Here is a 16,091-nt window from a genome sequence, read left to right as displayed (position 1 = left end):
CATGGTTGGTGTGTAAATGTACTATGTATGATAAATCTATTTGAACCATAAGTGTCAGCAAATGAGCAAGGAATTCCTTTCATTTACCTCAAATGACGTCGAAATCACTGACATTAAGCCAGTGTATCGTGGTTTCTTTACCATGAATCAGTATCAATTTAAGCACAAGTGTTTTAATGGAGAGTGGAGTGATACCGTCACGCGAGAAATATTTGAACGCGGTCATGCAGTAGGCGTTTTGCCTTACGATCCAGTTCTTCAAGAGTTTGTGCTAATCGAGCAAGTAAGAATTGGGGCATTAGCCACATCTTCAAGCCCTTGGTTGATAGAAATTATTGCTGGCATGATTGATGAAGGTGAAACACCTGAAGCGGTATGCCATAGAGAGTCTATGGAAGAGGCGGGTATCACGTTAGATAAATTAACGAAAGCATTGAGCTATTTGTCTAGTCCGGGCGGGACCACAGAAAGATTACATATTTTTATTGCAAAGACCGACGCTAGCCAAGCGCATGGTGTGCACGGCCTGGAAAGTGAGTCTGAAGATATTAAAGTGCATCGCATTAAAGAGAACACAGCCCTTGAATGGTTGGAGAATGGCCATATTGACAACGCCGCAGCGGTAATTGCGCTACAATGGTTCTTTATGCACAAAACACAACTTCTGGAGCAGTGGCAGACATCGTGACTCAACGCAACCAACGAAAATATGTACCTCATCTTCCTTCCATGCAGGCGCTTTGCGAACTGAACTACTCCCATGTTCTAAGAATTTTGCCTGATTGCGATACGGAAGATTTGAGCTATGAATTTTCGGTAGGAGTGGGCCTGTCTTATGAAATACGCATTGTGGAGTCTGCTCGCTACACCAGTACATTAAGTATTAAGCAAACCACTAAAGACATGCCGTCTTACTTAACGCCTAGTATGACGGTGCGCCTATATCACGACGCTCGCATGGCGGAGGTTATCAATAGCCAAAATACGGGAGCGCTCGAACCCTCTTACGAGTATCCGAACTTAAAGATGCGCCAGCGCAACGAAAAGCATATGGTGAACATCTTTTTAGCTGAGTGGCTAAACTTCTGTTTGCAACACTCCTCAAATGTTACCTCTGAAGCGTGATTACACTTATACAACTCAGTGATTGCCACTTACTGAAAGATAAAAATAAAACGGGATATGCGGGTATAGCGCCCTATAAATCGCTAGCACGCGTGCTCAGTAGCGTTCGAGAATATGTTGTTGATAGCGCTTATATTAAAAATCACGTTGCTCAAAGAGCTGCCAGCGAGCCAGAACAGAGAGCAAAGCACCAAGTACTTGTGCTAGTGACTGGGGATATTAGTGGCGATAATTCACCTGAGAGCTACGAGCATTTTATCGCATTGATGGAGCAATATATTGAGCCAGCAAATATAGAATGGTTTGTGCTGGCGGGTAACCACGATAATAATCCGTACTTTGAAAAATATCTTAGCAGCCGTCATTTAAAGAGCAATGACCCGATAAGCTTTCCCAATTGGCAAATACACGGCCTGGATACCCGCGCTATAACCAATAAGCAAACGGCAGCCGGGGAAGTAAAAGAAAGCGATATACAGGCGCTAGAACAAGCGCTAATTAGGTCACCACAGGCCAATCATCTCGTTGCACTTCATCACCACATATTGCCTTCAAACAGTTGGATGGATAAGCACTCGTTAGCTAACGGGCAACAGATAGCCGCGTTAATAGACGAACATCCACAAGTGAAAGCTGTCATTCACGGCCATGTGCATTCGCCATTGCGCCAGCAAATAGGAGTGAACAAAACGCTTTCTTACGCAAGCCCATCTACCTGTTGGCAATGGGAAATGCGTCCCGAATTCGGTGTTAGCAATGAAGCGCCAGGGTATCAGGTGATGAGCTTAATGGATGGTGGCTCGGTGGGCGTTAAGGTTGTTCGGGTTTAGCTTTCGCGCTCTTTGCTTAAGCGTGGCTGTTTTGGAAGTATTTGGCGTTAAGAACAGTTTTGAACTCTCATCGAGTCCATATTAAATATAGAAACAGAGAACACAGAATAGAGAAAAACATGCAGCACATTTTATATCTTCACGGCTTTTTAAGTTCGCCGAAATCCATTAAGGCGCAAGCCACAAAAGCGTATTTTGAGCAGCATCACGCAAACGTTACCCTACATATTCCAGAGCTGTCTAATTTCCCCAGTAAAGTAGAAGGCCAGCTAATTTCACTTATTGAGAACACTCCAGCTCTGCTTGAAAACGGGCTGAAGCTTATAGGTAGTTCAATGGGGGGCTATCTCTCTACGTTTTTGCTTGAAAAATTTGGAGGCAAAGCGGTGTTAATTAACCCTGCAGTTCGCCCCTACGAGCTGTTGCAAGGCTTTATCGGCACTCATGAAAATCCTTACAGCAAGGAAAAGTTTGAAATAGTTGAAAGCGATATAGGGGTAATTCAAGCGTTAGAGGCAGCGTCAATCAAAGAACCAAACAGTTACAAAGTGTTGCTTCAGACAGAAGATGAAACGTTGGATTACCGTTTGGCTGAAGAAAAGTACGCGCAAAGTCACCTGGTTATTGAAGAGGGTGGCGATCACAGCTTTGTAGGCTACGAAAATCACTTGCCTGCTATTGCCGAGTTTTTGCTGAAATAAGCGCATTGCCAGTCTTTACTAGCCCTGCTAACATCAAACATATTGCTGTGCGGCGCTATACTATATAGCTAACCTTAGTGCTGCGTATCTCTTTCTTTGTCGCTGGCTTAAATAACAACCATAACTATGTCAAATCAATACAATTCAGATGCTATCGAGGTTTTAAACGGCCTCGACCCCGTAAAACGCCGCCCTGGTATGTATACCGACACTACCCGCCCGAATCATTTGGGTCAGGAAGTCATCGATAACAGTGTGGATGAAGCGCTTGCTGGGCATGCCTCTAATATCAAAGTAATTTTGCATGAAGACCAATCGTTAGAAGTTATCGACGATGGTCGTGGTATGCCGGTAGATATTCACCCTGAAGAGGGAATATCAGGCGTAGAGCTTATTCTATGTAAACTTCACGCAGGTGGTAAGTTTTCAAACAAAAACTATGCCTTTTCTGGTGGTCTTCACGGGGTAGGGATCTCGGTAGTTAACGCGCTTTCAACCCGCGTAGAAGTGACTATTCGACGAGACAGTAACGTATACCAAATTGCCTTTGAAAACGGCGACAAAGTCGAAGACTTACAAGTAATCGATACCTGCGGTAAACGCAATACAGGCACCCGTGTTCACTTCTGGCCTGACCCGCAATATTTCGACTCGGCAAAATTCTCAGCCAGCCGACTTGTGCACAACTTGCGCGCTAAAGCGGTGTTAAGCCCGGGTCTGCGCATTCGTTTCGACAACAAGATTACCAAAGAAAGCCAAGAGTGGTATTACGAAGATGGCCTTAAAGACTACCTCTACCAAGCGGTAGAAGAGTTTGAAACCTTACCGTCTGACACGCCGTTTGTGGGTACATTCAGCGGCAATACAGAAGCCGCCGATTGGGCTGTAATGTGGTTGCCTGAAGGTGGAGATTTGGTAACGGAAAGCTACGTTAACCTTATTCCTACAGCGCAAGGCGGTACACACGTCAATGGGTTGCGCCAAGGCTTACTGGAGTCAATGCGCGAATTCTGCGAATTTAGAAACTTAATGCCCCGTGGCGTTAAGTTATCGCCTGATGATATTTGGGACCGCTGTGCTTATATCCTGTCGACTAAGATGCAGGACCCACAGTTTGCCGGGCAGACTAAAGAGCGCCTGTCTTCACGTCAGGCCAGTGCGTTTGTATCAGGTGTAGTGAAAGACGCATTCAGCCTTTGGTTAAACCAACACACTGAAATTGCTGAAGCGCTTGCTGAAATGTGTATCAACAATGCACAGCGCCGTCTGCGTCAAACCAAAAAAGTTGCGCGTAAAAAGGTCACTCAAGGGCCTGCACTTCCAGGCAAACTGACCGACTGCTCATCGCAAGATATTTCTTACTCTGAACTGTTTTTAGTAGAGGGTGACTCGGCGGGGGGCTCGGCCAAGCAAGCGCGAGACCGAGAGTTTCAGGCAATTATGCCGCTGCGCGGTAAAATCCTGAATAGCTGGGAAGTCGACTCTTCTCAAGTGCTGGCATCACAGGAAATTCACGATATTTCAGTTGCGCTGGGTATCGACCCAGATTCAACCGACCTGTCTGGTTTACGCTACGGTAAAATTTGTATTCTTGCCGATGCTGACTCTGATGGGCTACACATTGCTACCTTATTATGTGCGCTCTTTGTTCGTCACTTCAGAACCTTGGTAGAGCAAGGCCATGTGTATGTTGCTATGCCGCCGCTATTTAGAATAGATGTAGGCAAAGAAGTGTACTACGCGCTAGATGAAGGCGAGAAGCAGGGCATCCTTGACCGAATTGAAGCGGAGAAAAAACGCGGTAAAGTCAACGTACAGCGCTTTAAAGGCTTGGGTGAAATGAACCCGCTACAGCTTCGCGAAACAACCATGGATCCGAATACCCGTCGACTTGTTCAGCTGACCATTGAAGACGCTGAAGAAATGATGGAGCTGATGGACATGCTGCTTGCTAAGAAGCGTTCTGGCGACCGTAAAATATGGCTCGAAAGTAAAGGTAATATGGCTGAAGTGGTACTGTAACACGCCACTTTAATGTTTGTGCACAGAAGCGTGTGCAGAACACTCTGCTTAATAGTTTAATGTTGAAACGCCGAGAAACTACCCTGACACGGGAAGTTCTCGGCGTTTTAGTTTGTGCATCTGCAACAAAATACTTCCGCGCATAATTACGCTCGTACCATTTAAGATAAGCAGCGGCCAGCTTTGGCTTAATGGCATTGTTAGCCCAAACAGTAAAGTGCTAACGTCTTTTATCAAGATATTGCGAAACAACGAAAATGACAGAGAGCCTACTTTTTGTCTGCGCTGCAGTACAAGCCATTGATGCAGAGACCCTTGAAATAAGATGACGGTTACGACCAGCATTAAGGTGTTTGCGCCAAGCTGAGCAAGAATTGGGAAGGGGCGAAATGCAATGGAAAGTGTGCCGCCAATGAGAGCTAGCAGGGCAACAGCGGCAACGTAACCTGAAATTGTAGTGCGCCTGTGTTGCCATATTTTCCAAATGATAATGAGAGTAAGTATGAGCGCGCCAAATCGTGTCCACACCAAGTAATGGTTGAAAGGCTCTACCGAAATGCCAAATAGGAAAATTGAGAAAAAGGCAAAATAGCTAGAGCCAAACTGGTTAAGTGACAGACTGTGGTTAGCATCGTCACTTTCGCTAGAAACGGGCACGTGAAAGCGCGTCATGGCCTTAATTTGTGACCATAATCCTAACCATGTCAGTAAAAACAGCGCGGCACTGGCAAAGCCTAGTATGTGGTAAAGCACCCAATTTGCTCCACGTTGAAAATGTTCTAGCTCGTGAATGCCCTAGTGTATCACAGGACTGGCACTGTTCTGGCATGTTCTGACATATGGCATGCAAACAATCACTATTAACAAAGCACTGCAGCAGGAGCTAAAGGTGTTATCGTTTTTTCGGTATCGATGACACCCAATATGTTTTCAAAACCGGTATTGAACTAGCAAGGAGGTTTATTTTGGCATTGCACTCAGTTTCTTCATCAACCCGCCAGTTAGCGGTAAGCGATAAAACCACAACGCTGTTATTTGATCACGACGGTACCCTTATTGACTCAGAATCCGTACATTTTGACCTGTGGAAAGACATTTTGCTGAAGTACGATGTTGAACTGAGCGAGGATTTTTATTGTGAAGTGATGGCGGGTATTCCTGTAAAGCAAAATGCTGTCGATCTCGTCGAACATTTTAATATTAGTATAGCGCCGCAGCAGCTAGCACAGCAAAAACACAAAAGCATTAGCGACTACTTAGATAAGCAAGCTTTTCCCTTAATGCCGTTTGCTAAAGAAACCATTGAACATTGTGCAAACAAAGGTTACACCATTGGGATTGTGACAGGGGGAAGTAAAAAGTCGGTGGAGAAAACCTTATCTCAGTATGGTTTAAGTGCTTATATTTCTTGCGTGGTTGCCGTGGAAGATGTCGAAAACAGCAAACCAGCACCTGATTGTTACGCGCTTGCAATGGACAAGCTAGGAAAAATACCAGGTGAATGTGTGGCAATTGAAGACACGCAAACCGGCATGACAGCAGCACTTGCTGCAAACCTAGCCTGCGTTGTGATACCCACGGATTTGTCGAAACATCATGACTTGTCTGGTGCCACAGTGGGGTATAAAAGCTTGAAAGACTGGGTGGACTGCGAACTCGTTTTTTAGCGAATGCGGTGGAGGTTAATTGCCGACTTGTCGTGCCACTTGTCACTGGTGGCGCGAAAATAGATAACGTAGTATAACCAGCACGTTAGGGCGTAACTTTCTTTGTTTTACAGCAAAGAACGCCAGAGGCGCTAACTTATTTCTTATTCATTGTAATGACAGGTACAGCTGATTTCTCATGATTTTGCGTAGCGTAAAATGGCTTTTGATTACTCTTGCCATCATTGTTGTTCTGCTTGTAGTAAGCGTTGCTACGATTACGGTTATGGCTGTGCAAAAAGCGCCATTAGTCGCATCGACAGCGCCCACGCAGCTAGATGGTGCTGATAGCGTTAATGAACTCCTCGGTCAGCTGCAACAGGCGTTTTCCCGCCGAGAAGAGGGGCATCAAGTTACGCTCACCGAAACCCAAGTCGAAAGCTTAGTGGGTGTGTTACAGCGTGCTTTACCTGATTTTAAGGGCGTAGTGAATATTACGCCGGTGGCGGGAACCATTAATGTCACTTACGCTATCAACAATACGGGGTATTACGTAAATGCGTCAGCGCTAGTGCTGCCTGGAGATAGCTTGCGTATAGAGCAAGTCCAAGTTGGTGACTTAACCATTCCGGGTCGTTTTTTACTTGGGTTTTTAGAGCGTACGGTGAACTCTTATACGCAATCAAAAATAGCCACCATTGCGTTATCGAGGGTGGAACGTGTAACCATGCGAAGCGGTGAGCTTACTTTAGATGTCGGGCGATTAGATGAGCTGCTAAGCGAGTTAAACGTGGTGGCGTCGAATATGTCGGTAAGCGAACAGACCGAGCTTCAGCAGTTATCTGCGTACTATTTACGTTATTTGTCTGGCAGAGAAATAGCCTTATCAAGTAAACCTGTATCCCTTATTGAATACTTGCGCGAAGGGATGGCACGAGCGAGAGAGCAAAGCCAATCCCCTGATGATGCAGTACTGCATAATAATGCGGTAATCCTCGCTTTAGCGGTTTACGTTGGGCATCATCGTGTTGGGGCTCTGGTGGGCGACATACAGCCAGATTCCGAAAAGGCGTTAAAGCCTCGCAGAGGTGCTGTGCTGCACAAACGCAACGATTTGGCTCGTCACTTCATTATTTCTGCTGCATTAGAGTTAATGGCTGAACAAGGTATGTCCTTAGCAATTGGCGAGTTTAAAGAACTAATGGACCGGGGCAACGGTGGTTCGGGCTATAGTTTTGTAGACTTAGCGGCAGATATGTCGGGTACTGAATTTGCAAAGGTTGCTACCCATCCAAGCACCGCGATGGATGTACAAAACGCTATGGCGCGCATTCAAAGTGAACTTGAAATTATCCCACCTATAGAGGGGCTGCCTGAAGGTTTAAGTAAGCAAGTATTTACCGAGCAGTATCAGCGGGTAGACAGTGAAGCCTATTTGAAAGAAGTACAGGAAATTAAGCGTAGAATTGGTTTGTTGCCGCTTTATCAAAAATAATCAGTAAGGCGTGGAAGAGTGCGCTGTAAGAAAGCAGGAAATACAATAAAGCCCGCGAAAAAAGCGGGCTTTCCTTTTCATATCTATATTCGTGCGTACTAGCTTTTAGACAACGACTGCTGAAATTGCCCAATGGTCACAAGCGCCAACTCTATTTTTTTTACTAATGGCGCTAGAGCTTGTTTGGCCGCATCTTCATCCAGTTCCTTTAGCGATTGCCAGTCGTTCGCAATTTCTTGTACATACGGGCCAAAACGCTTGGCTGATGTGTTAAAGCCGCTGTCATCTGCGAATACGGCTGCAAACTTACCTTTTTGATCGCGCTGTAAACTATCTAGTATTTGGTCGGCATCAACGGCTTTGCGGTGCAGCGTTTGAAGTGTTTCTTGAAGTTGTTGATGGACAGCTTGCATCTCTTGGCTCTGTTGCATGGTCATGCCTTTTGTTTCTAATGTAATCCGGTGTACGTGCTAGCCGCACACTCAATGTTCATATACTGCGCAGCTATTGTTTACGCTGCGGCAAATGTATAACGGTAAATAATGGTTAAAGTTTCGCCTTTCAAGGCCGATAACCTGTAGTCAGTTGTAAATTACATGGTCTGCGGGTAATTAAACCGCTCGCTGTTTATGTAAAGGACAACACGCCGTAAGGGTGGGCAATTCTGCCCATTTTTTTACTTTGCTACAAGCAACAAAGGAAAATGGTATGGATCTACAAGGTACTAGTGCCTCTGGAACGTCCGGTGCGTCACTTGAGTTGGCCTCTCTTAAGTTGGCTAAAAGCCAACAAGAGCAAGAGGGACAAGCGTCGCTTCAGTTGCTGGAATCAGCTTCTGACGTACCAAAATCGTCATCTTCAAACCCCGCGTTAGGCGCCAACGTCGATACCTTCGCGTAAGTTAGGGATGCAACTTTAAGTCGATAGGCGTTTTGCCGGGTTGACCGCCAATTTCTCTCACCAGTTTTGGCACCAAGAAGCCCGGCAGACGCTTTATCGCTTCTTCCATAATCTGGCGACCTTCATCATCACTCACATAAAAATGACTTGCACCCTGCACTTTATCTAACACGTGTAAGTAATAGGGCAGAACACCAGCCTCAAACAAGGTTTCACTTAAATCACTAATTGCATCACCTGAATCGTTCACACCTTTTAGCAATACCGACTGATTGAGCAGGGTCACACCTCTTTCTCGTAATGTGTTTAATCGGGATTTTAGCGTTTCTGACATCTCATTTGCGTGGTTTGCATGCAGCACCAATACTTTTTGAAGCGGCAATGCGGTAAACCATTCAACAAAGTCATGGCTAATTCGTTCTGGCAGTACCACGGGGAGGCGGCTATGAATACGCAGGCGCTTTATATGGGGAATGGCGGCAATTTCGTTGGCTAACCACGACAAATAATCATCTTTCGCCATCAGTGGGTCGCCACCTGAAAAAATCACCTCATTAATTTTGTTATTACTGCGAAGGTATTCAAGCACATCAAGCCATTGGTGCTTACTTACCGCATTGTCGGCGTAAGGAAAATGGCGGCGAAAACAGTACCGGCAGTTTACTGCACAGCCGGTGCGAACCATTAACAACACGCGAGAATCGTATTTGTGCAGTATGCCTTTGCCTGCGGTGTCGTGCTCGTCTAACGGGTCTTCGCTATAACCGGGTGATGTTAGGAATTCATCGCTGAGCGGCATGACTTGTAAAAAAAGCGGGTCGTGTGGATTGCCTTTCTCCATCAGATCCACAAAATGTCGTGGAACACGCATAGGAAAAAGTCGACGCGCTTTAATGTGTTGGGCGTATTTTTCTTGGTCTAAACCTAAGTGTTGCAACAGCTTTGCAGGATCGGTAAAGCTACTTGCTAATTCTTTTTGCCAGTTATGCTCTACAGAAATCGGTTTTTTAGGTATTATTTGTTCCACGAAACTTTTTGTACCTTATGTTTAGACAGAGGAATTATGGCTAATTACAGCACTAACGAGTTCAAAGGCGGCCTGAAAATCATGCTGGACGGCGAACCTTGCAACATTCTAGAAAACGAATACGTAAAGCCGGGTAAGGGCCAAGCGTTTAACCGCGTAAAAATCCGCAAGCTTATTTCAGGTAAAGTTTTAGAGAAAACTTTCCGCTCAGGTGAATCAGTAGAAGGCGCTGACGTAATGGATACGGAGCTTGCCTACTTGTACACCGACGGCGAATTCTACCACTTTATGAACAACGATACATTCGAACAAATCGCTGCAGACGAAAAAGCAGTGGGTGAGAATAAAAAGTGGTTGGTAGAAAACGACGTTTGTACCATTACATTGTGGAACGGTTCACCTATCACGGTTACGCCACCAAACTTTGTTGAGCTAGAGATCACTGAAACTGATCCTGGTCTTAAAGGTGATACAGCGGGTACAGGCGGTAAGCCAGCAACGCTTAGCACTGGTGCAGTTGTTCGCGTTCCTCTATTCGTTCAAACAGGCGAAGTTATCCGTGTAGATACGCGCTCTGGCGAATACGTGTCTCGCGCACAAAAATAATATCTGAGACATTCTGTTTACGTGTAAAGCCGGTGCCTTTGTGTGCCGGTTTTTTGTTTTAGCTATTCTTCTTAGGTTTGAATACATGCAATCTTGGCAGCCTACTACCACTCATGAAGCCCGTGTTGCGCGAGCAGAATTACTCAGAACAATCCGTGAGTTTTTTTACGCAAGAAACGTGTTAGAGGTCGATACGCCTTTACTTTCAAACGGTACGGTTACCGATGAGCATTTAGATGCGTTTGATACACAATTCAATTTTGCCTCATCCGGTAAGCCAACTACGCTGTATCTTCAAACTTCCCCTGAATATGCTATGAAGCGGTTACTGTGCGCTGACAGCGGTAGTATTTATCAAGTGTGTAAAGCGTTTCGCCATGAAGGGGAAGGCCGCTGGCACAACCCTGAGTTTACCATGCTAGAGTGGTACCGCTTAGGTTTTGATCATTTTGCGCTAATGGACGAGGTTGACGCCTTGCTGCAAGAAACCTTAAACACGGCCTCGGCCGATAAGATGACCTATCAGCAAGCTTTTCAAACCTATTTAAAAATTGACCCATTAAGTGCTGATAACGACGTTTTGCTAAAGGCAATGAAAGAGCAGAACATAGATATTCATGCGCCGCAAAATCTAAGCTATGACAGCAAGTTACAATTGTTATTCAGCTATGTAATCGAACCTAAAATCGGTAACGAAAAACCGTGCTTCATCTACGATTTCCCTGCTTCTCAAGCGGCGCTTGCCAAGCTAAGCTCCGCTGATGAACGGGTTGCCGAACGCTTTGAGGTGTATTACCAAGGCGCTGAACTCGCCAATGGGTTTAATGAGCTCAGTGCAGCACAAGAGCAGCGACTGCGTTTTGAAACGGATAACAGAAAGCGCGAAGAACATGGCCTTCCCACTAAGCCTATTGATGAGAACTTCTTAAGTGCACTTGATGCAGGTTTGCCTGCCTGTGCCGGTGTGGCGCTGGGCATCGACAGGCTGTTAATGCTTAAAATCAATGCGAAGCATATTCAAGAAGTGATCAATTTCACAGTGAGTAGGGCTTAGTACCTTCGTGCCCAATAAGCTATGAATTTCTTAAACCCTGGGTTTCAGTAGGGCGTCCGATTAAATTGCAAAAACATAAGATTAAGTGAGTAAAGTAGCGGTTGACAAGCAATGGGTAATGGATAAAATGTTATAACATCACTAGATAATGTTATAACATCCTCAGAGGAATACCCATGAAAATGCGTTCGCTGCTAAGTTTGTCCATAGCGGGGCTGTTAAGTGCGCCTGTGTATGCCACCACAGTAACGGGAAAAGTCACCGACACGGCAGGCCAACCTGTTGCAGGGGCTGAAGTAAAAATCGAAGGCAGTCGCCGTGTAGCATACACCGATGCAAATGGTATTTATCGATTTGATGATGTAAAGCAGCCACATATTCATTTACATGTTTATTCTTCAAACTACATTCATGGTGATAACGACTTAGGCGACGTAAATACGGATCAAAATGTAGACTTCGTTTTAAAGCCTGCATCCGTCGAAAATATCGTAGTTACCGCCAATGCGCTTCAATCATCAGTACTGGAATCTGTTACGCCAGTTACCGTAATTGGTGCGGAAAAATTACGTAAGATAGAAGCGCCAACTTTAGGCGAAACCCTCAAAAACGCGCCTGGTGTGCACAGCACTTATTTTGGCCCAGTTTCAAGCAGCCCAGTTATTCGCGGTAACGATGGCCCGCGCGTAAAGATTGTTCAAAACGGTTTGGATGTATCTGATGTATCTCGAGTAAGTCCAGATCACAATGTCGCCACCACACTTTCAAGTGCAACGCAGGTGGAAGTACTTCGCGGTCCTGCAACGCTTCAATACGGTAGTGGCGCTATTGGTGGTGTGGTGAACGTGGTTGACAAACGTATTCCTCAGTATCAGATAGACGGCGTAGAAGGCGAAGCTGAAACTAGCTATAGCACAGTGAATAACGGCTCGTATACCCGTGCAGATGTAACGGGTGGCAGTGGCAATATTGCATGGCATGTCGACGGATTTTATCGCGATACAGATAACGCGGATATTCCGGGCTTTGCGTCTATCGATCCCGATGAGGATGAACCAAACGGTGTGCTAGAAAGCAGCGCAATGGAGACGCGTAACGTCGTTGCAGGTTTATCTTACGTGGCCGAAGAAGGCTACTTCGGTTTCGCTGTGGAACAACTCGACAACAAATATGGCGTACCTGGCTATAGCCATGCTCATGGTGAGGAAGAGCATGAGGGCGAAGACCACGATCTTGAAGAACATGATCATGAAGAACACGCTGAAGAAGGCGTGTTACTTGATGTAGATATGACCCGTTATCAAGCAGCCGGTGAGTGGCATTCACCCTTTGAAGGAATAACTAACCTTAAATTTGCCGCAGCTTACACCGATTACGAACATGCTGAGATTGAAGACGGTGAGCCAGGCACGGTATTCACAAATGAATCGAGCGACATTCGCCTGTCTGCTTATCACGAAGAAGTGAACGGCTGGCACGGCGTATTCGGGCTACAGTTTAATCATAGCGATTACAATGCCGTGGGCGAAGAAGCCTTTACCCCAGCTAATACTACATCGAGCTACGCACTTTATCTTATAGAACAAAAGAAAGTAGGTAATGTAACCTTTGAGCTTGGTGGCCGACTAGAGCGAACGACATTAGATGCTGATGCCAGCGAAGTGGAACTTGACGTATTGCATGATGAGCATGAAGGCGAGGAGCATGCTGTTGCTTTCAACTTCCCTGACTACGACTTTACCAGCCTATCGCTTTCAGCGGGCGCTAACTGGGAATACCAGGAAGGTCACTCGGTTGCCGTTACGTTGTCACGCAGTGAGCGTGCGCCTAGTCAGCAAGAACTTTTCTCTGCTGGCCAGCATTTAGCAACCCAAAGCTACGAAGTGGGTTTAGTATTTGATATGGATGAAGAAGGCCATATCGAAGAAACACTTAAAGGCGTAAAAGAAGAAGTTAGTACCAACCTAGATATTACTTTCCGTAAGTTTACCGGTAGCTGGGGCTATAGTGCGTCTTTCTTCTACAATCAGGCAGATGACTATATCTTCCAAACAAGCACAGGCTTAATTGCGCTCAGCGAGCACGAAGAACACGATGAGCACGAAGAGGAAGGATTAGAAAGCGAGCACGAAGAACATGGACATGATGAACACGGCGATGAAGAAGGCTTGCCTATCTATTACTTCCAACAAGCTGACGCTGACATTTGGGGCTTCGAAGCAGAAACTTACGTTGATTTATCAGACACGCTACGTTTAACCGTATTTGGTGACTATATCCGCGCAGAAATAGAAGACGACAACCTTCCGCGCACGCCGCCTATGCGCTTTGGTAGTGAATTAAGCTACGTGAACGATGGTTTAAGTGCTGACGTGGGCTTTACGTGGTACGACGACCAAAACGACGTTGCGTCATTTGAGACTGCAACCGACGGTTACATCTTGGTTAACGCAAGCGTGCAATATGAATTTGGCACACAGGGCATTGACTGGGTAGTGTTTGCGCGCGGTGAAAACCTAACTGACGAGGAAGCCCGTGTTCATACATCTTTCTTAAAAGACCAAGCACCGCTTCCAGGTAGAAACTTTACTATGGGTGTGAGAGCGTTGTTTTAATTAAACAACTCCACTGCGGTATACAAGGCGATGTATTGGGGCTCTCAGTACATCGCCTTTTTTTATACTAGGGGAAAGTGGTCAGTACGATTTTTTCCAGTTGAATAAACTGCAAAGATAAACATGCTTAAGATGGTAAACGTCGAGCGGTTGTGAAGTAGAGGTGAAAATGAATGAAATAGCGAATTGGTTAAGTACGCAAACCGAAAAACACATGGTGTTAGGTTACGGAAGCTTACTAAGCAAAAACAGCCGAGAGCGCTACTCCAACATTTTTACACAAGGGCTCCCTGTGACGGTTTTTGGCTTCGAAAGGGCATGGGTGACGCGTAGTCTTCATGAAAAACAGACCTACGTTGGCGCCGTGGTCAATGCGCATAGCAAATTAAACGCCCAACTTATCCCAACACAAATTAACCCTGCCTTACAGGAGAGAGAAAAAGACTATCGGTTTGTCGAAGTAAGCGCTAAAGCACTCAATTTTCATCAACACAAGGGGTCTGAGTCTCTAGACGATGTGCTTGCACAATTTACCTTTTGGATTTGCGAAACACTCGATTGTGCACAGGCAAATGACGCCTATCCTGTACATCAAACGTACGTAGATACATGCTTGAGTGGATGCTTAGAGCACGGTGGTGCAGAGGAAGCCGAGCGGTTTATCGTCCATACATCGTTGTGGGAGCACCCAAGAGTAAATGACAGAGCGGACCCAAAATACCCTCGCGCGGCAGCGGTGAACCCAGATCACCTTGAGCACATAGACAGGCTTCTATCAAAGGAATATTGTTTGCCTTAAGTCTTACTTCTAGCTATATATTAGCCTGCAGAGGTACAAAACTAGCACTACATGCGCGTCATAAAAACTTTGCCAAAAGGACTAGTGTGAACACAAACACCGCTATTTTTACAAACGATAAAATAACGCTACGGCCACTGACTTATAATGATAAACATTGGGTGCTCGCTCTGCAGCAGGACCCGCTATGGCTAAAATTCATTGGAAGTAAGAACGTTAATACAGTGGACGATGCGTGTGATTACATTGGCAAAACGAATGCGCAGCGCGAAGAGTGGGGGTATGGCCTGCTTGCTGTTGAATTAACCAAAACCAAACAACCGTTAGGGGTTTGTGGTCTCTTCAATCGCTTTGCATTTGAATGTCCAGATTTAGGCTTTGCCATGCTGCCTGAAGCAAGAGGTAAGGGTATATGTTACGAGGCATGTCAGTGTGTTATTGCGTGGTCTGCGTCTAAGGGCTATCGTTTTTTAACAGCCATGACGCACCCAGAAAATATGGCGTCGCAGAAGCTTTTACAGCGCTTAGGATTTAACAAGCAGGGCTTTTACTTCGACAAAACCTTCCCAAAACAGCATTTGTTCAGGTTGGAATTACAGCCATAGAGCATTGCTCTTTATGGCTGCTTGTATCTGTTAATCGCTATAAGGGCGGTAACACGGTCATCTTTTTAATAATGATCGGCTCAATGGGTACGTTATTCGCGTTAAGGCGAATCGAATATTCAGTTTCTACTTCCGACATGGCATCAACAATATCTTCGCCTTCAACAATTACGCCAAAAACCGCGTAGCCCCAGTCTCTTCCGGGGTTTAAGCTGCTGTTGTCATTCACGTTGAAGAAAAATTGTCGGTTTGCGGTATGCGGGTCACCTTGTCTTGCCATTGCAATAGTGTGCAGATCGTTAGTCAAACCGTTACCAGACTCATTGAAGATATCTGGAAAGTTCGACTTGCCGTTGAAGTCAGCCGTATAACCACCACCTTGCACAACAAAACCAGGCACGATGCGGTGAAAAATGGTGTCTTCGTAGGCGCGCTTATCAACATAACGAAGAAAGTTATTTACGGTAATTGGCGCACGTCTTCTGTCCAGTTCAACCACAATATCGCCCATGGTGGTTTCTATTTTCACCCGAGGGTAATAGTTATCAGGCTGAACCTGAGACCCATCGTCTTTCTTGGCCATAACGGGTGAACTGCTGCCAATTAGCATGATGGCGGTTAGCAGTGATAAAAGTATTTTCTTCATAAAAATGCCTTTGATTGTAT

17 protein-coding genes are annotated in these 16,091 nt (G+C 45.6%); 13 read left to right on the top strand and 4 right to left on the bottom strand.

Annotated features, from left to right (window positions below; translation table 11 throughout):
* Nucleotides 1–61: 61 nt before the first annotated feature.
* The 5 genes from nudF (at nucleotide 62) to parE (ending at nucleotide 4,678) form a co-directional block, all read left to right on the top strand.
* The gene (gene nudF, locus ACX5KA_RS16660) at nucleotides 62–688 is read left to right on the top strand and encodes an ADP-ribose diphosphatase (protein WP_049587314.1); all 627 of its coding nucleotides are present in this window, start codon (nucleotides 62–64) and stop codon (nucleotides 686–688) included.
* On the top strand, nucleotides 685–1,125 hold the full coding sequence (locus ACX5KA_RS16655; RefSeq protein WP_014975631.1) for a DUF1249 domain-containing protein: 441 nt from the start codon (nucleotides 685–687) through the stop codon (nucleotides 1,123–1,125). Before nudF ends, ACX5KA_RS16655 begins: the two co-directional genes overlap by 4 nt.
* On the top strand, nucleotides 1,122–1,955 hold the full coding sequence (locus ACX5KA_RS16650; RefSeq protein WP_334059143.1) for a metallophosphoesterase: 834 nt from the start codon (nucleotides 1,122–1,124) through the stop codon (nucleotides 1,953–1,955). The genes ACX5KA_RS16655 and ACX5KA_RS16650 overlap by 4 nt, the downstream gene beginning before the upstream one ends.
* Before the next feature lie 119 nt (nucleotides 1,956–2,074).
* Nucleotides 2,075–2,656, top strand: a complete 582-nt coding sequence (locus tag ACX5KA_RS16645; RefSeq protein ID WP_168477079.1) for a YqiA/YcfP family alpha/beta fold hydrolase — start codon at nucleotides 2,075–2,077, stop codon at nucleotides 2,654–2,656.
* A gap of 126 nt (nucleotides 2,657–2,782) precedes the next feature.
* On the top strand, nucleotides 2,783–4,678 hold the full coding sequence (gene parE, locus ACX5KA_RS16640; RefSeq protein WP_014997265.1) for a DNA topoisomerase IV subunit B: 1,896 nt from the start codon (nucleotides 2,783–2,785) through the stop codon (nucleotides 4,676–4,678).
* 78 nt (nucleotides 4,679–4,756) lie between these two features.
* Here the strand turns inward: parE and ACX5KA_RS16635 are convergent, their stop codons facing one another.
* Nucleotides 4,757–5,431 (bottom strand): hypothetical protein, encoded by a 675-nt coding sequence (locus ACX5KA_RS16635; protein WP_458731693.1) that lies wholly within the window; start codon nucleotides 5,429–5,431, stop codon nucleotides 4,757–4,759.
* A gap of 212 nt (nucleotides 5,432–5,643) precedes the next feature.
* Here ACX5KA_RS16635 and ACX5KA_RS16630 point away from each other — a divergent pair, with 212 nt between their 5' ends.
* A complete protein-coding gene (locus ACX5KA_RS16630) occupies nucleotides 5,644–6,345 on the top strand; it encodes an HAD family phosphatase (protein ID WP_348670847.1) in 702 nt (233 codons plus the stop codon).
* Between the two features lie 178 nt (nucleotides 6,346–6,523).
* Nucleotides 6,524–7,819, top strand: a complete 1,296-nt coding sequence (locus tag ACX5KA_RS16625; RefSeq protein ID WP_458731692.1) for a hypothetical protein — start codon at nucleotides 6,524–6,526, stop codon at nucleotides 7,817–7,819.
* 98 nt (nucleotides 7,820–7,917) lie between these two features.
* Here ACX5KA_RS16625 and ACX5KA_RS16620 read toward each other — a convergent pair whose 3' ends face one another.
* Nucleotides 7,918–8,250 carry a hypothetical protein gene (locus tag ACX5KA_RS16620; RefSeq protein ID WP_136780429.1) on the bottom strand — a complete coding sequence of 111 codons (333 nt, stop codon included), beginning with the start codon at nucleotides 8,248–8,250 and terminating at the stop codon, nucleotides 7,918–7,920.
* Nucleotides 8,251–8,527: 277 nt separating this feature from the next.
* Between ACX5KA_RS16620 and ACX5KA_RS16615 the strand changes: the two genes are divergently transcribed.
* Nucleotides 8,528–8,719, top strand: coding sequence for a hypothetical protein (locus ACX5KA_RS16615; protein ID WP_044556911.1), 192 nt, complete (start codon nucleotides 8,528–8,530; stop codon nucleotides 8,717–8,719).
* A gap of 1 nt (nucleotide 8,720) precedes the next feature.
* Here the strand turns inward: ACX5KA_RS16615 and epmB are convergent, their stop codons facing one another.
* Nucleotides 8,721–9,746: an EF-P beta-lysylation protein EpmB gene (gene epmB / locus ACX5KA_RS16610; RefSeq protein ID WP_458731691.1), complete on the bottom strand. Its 1,026-nt coding sequence runs from the start codon at nucleotides 9,744–9,746 to the stop codon at nucleotides 8,721–8,723.
* Between the two features lie 36 nt (nucleotides 9,747–9,782).
* On the opposite strand from epmB, the gene efp reads away from it, so the two are divergent.
* From efp to ACX5KA_RS16585, 5 genes are all read left to right on the top strand, one after another.
* On the top strand, nucleotides 9,783–10,352 hold the full coding sequence (gene efp, locus ACX5KA_RS16605; protein WP_014975647.1) for an elongation factor P: 570 nt from the start codon (nucleotides 9,783–9,785) through the stop codon (nucleotides 10,350–10,352).
* A gap of 64 nt (nucleotides 10,353–10,416) precedes the next feature.
* Nucleotides 10,417–11,406, top strand: coding sequence for an elongation factor P--(R)-beta-lysine ligase (epmA, locus tag ACX5KA_RS16600; RefSeq protein ID WP_458731717.1), 990 nt, complete (start codon nucleotides 10,417–10,419; stop codon nucleotides 11,404–11,406).
* A 176-nt stretch (nucleotides 11,407–11,582) separates the two neighbouring features.
* Nucleotides 11,583–14,021 carry a TonB-dependent receptor gene (locus ACX5KA_RS16595; RefSeq protein ID WP_334059141.1) on the top strand — a complete coding sequence of 813 codons (2,439 nt, stop codon included), beginning with the start codon at nucleotides 11,583–11,585 and terminating at the stop codon, nucleotides 14,019–14,021.
* Nucleotides 14,022–14,190: 169 nt separating this feature from the next.
* On the top strand, nucleotides 14,191–14,820 hold the full coding sequence (locus tag ACX5KA_RS16590; protein WP_202941205.1) for a gamma-glutamylcyclotransferase: 630 nt from the start codon (nucleotides 14,191–14,193) through the stop codon (nucleotides 14,818–14,820).
* Nucleotides 14,821–14,906: 86 nt separating this feature from the next.
* Nucleotides 14,907–15,425 carry a GNAT family N-acetyltransferase gene (locus ACX5KA_RS16585; RefSeq protein WP_202941204.1) on the top strand — a complete coding sequence of 173 codons (519 nt, stop codon included), beginning with the start codon at nucleotides 14,907–14,909 and terminating at the stop codon, nucleotides 15,423–15,425.
* A gap of 37 nt (nucleotides 15,426–15,462) precedes the next feature.
* On the opposite strand, the gene ACX5KA_RS16580 is transcribed toward ACX5KA_RS16585, so the two are convergent.
* Nucleotides 15,463–16,071 carry a peptidylprolyl isomerase gene (locus ACX5KA_RS16580; protein WP_014975652.1) on the bottom strand — a complete coding sequence of 203 codons (609 nt, stop codon included), beginning with the start codon at nucleotides 16,069–16,071 and terminating at the stop codon, nucleotides 15,463–15,465.
* Nucleotides 16,072–16,091: the final 20 nt, after the last annotated feature.

The organism is Alteromonas alvinellae, from assembly GCF_902705805.1.
Note: the sequence above shows the minus strand (reverse complement) of the source record. Positions and strands in the feature narration are given on the sequence as shown.

Bases quoted from the DNA above. Each gene is read 5' to 3' on its own strand.
- ACX5KA_RS16625 (WP_458731692.1), top strand. From the start codon at position 6,524: ATGATTTTGCGTAGCGTAAAATGGCTTTTGATTACTCTTGCCATCATT.
- ACX5KA_RS16620 (WP_136780429.1), bottom strand. From the start codon at position 8,250: ATGCAACAGAGCCAAGAGATGCAAGCTGTCCATCAACAACTTCAAGAA.
- ACX5KA_RS16580 (WP_014975652.1), bottom strand. From the start codon at position 16,071: ATGAAGAAAATACTTTTATCACTGCTAACCGCCATCATGCTAATTGGC.
- ACX5KA_RS16645 (WP_168477079.1), top strand. From the start codon at position 2,075: ATGCAGCACATTTTATATCTTCACGGCTTTTTAAGTTCGCCGAAATCC.
- ACX5KA_RS16615 (WP_044556911.1), top strand. From the start codon at position 8,528: ATGGATCTACAAGGTACTAGTGCCTCTGGAACGTCCGGTGCGTCACTT.
- efp (WP_014975647.1), top strand. From the start codon at position 9,783: ATGGCTAATTACAGCACTAACGAGTTCAAAGGCGGCCTGAAAATCATG.
- ACX5KA_RS16595 (WP_334059141.1), top strand. From the start codon at position 11,583: ATGAAAATGCGTTCGCTGCTAAGTTTGTCCATAGCGGGGCTGTTAAGT.
- parE (WP_014997265.1), top strand. From the start codon at position 2,783: ATGTCAAATCAATACAATTCAGATGCTATCGAGGTTTTAAACGGCCTC.
- nudF (WP_049587314.1), top strand. From the start codon at position 62: ATGAGCAAGGAATTCCTTTCATTTACCTCAAATGACGTCGAAATCACT.
- ACX5KA_RS16590 (WP_202941205.1), top strand. From the start codon at position 14,191: ATGAATGAAATAGCGAATTGGTTAAGTACGCAAACCGAAAAACACATG.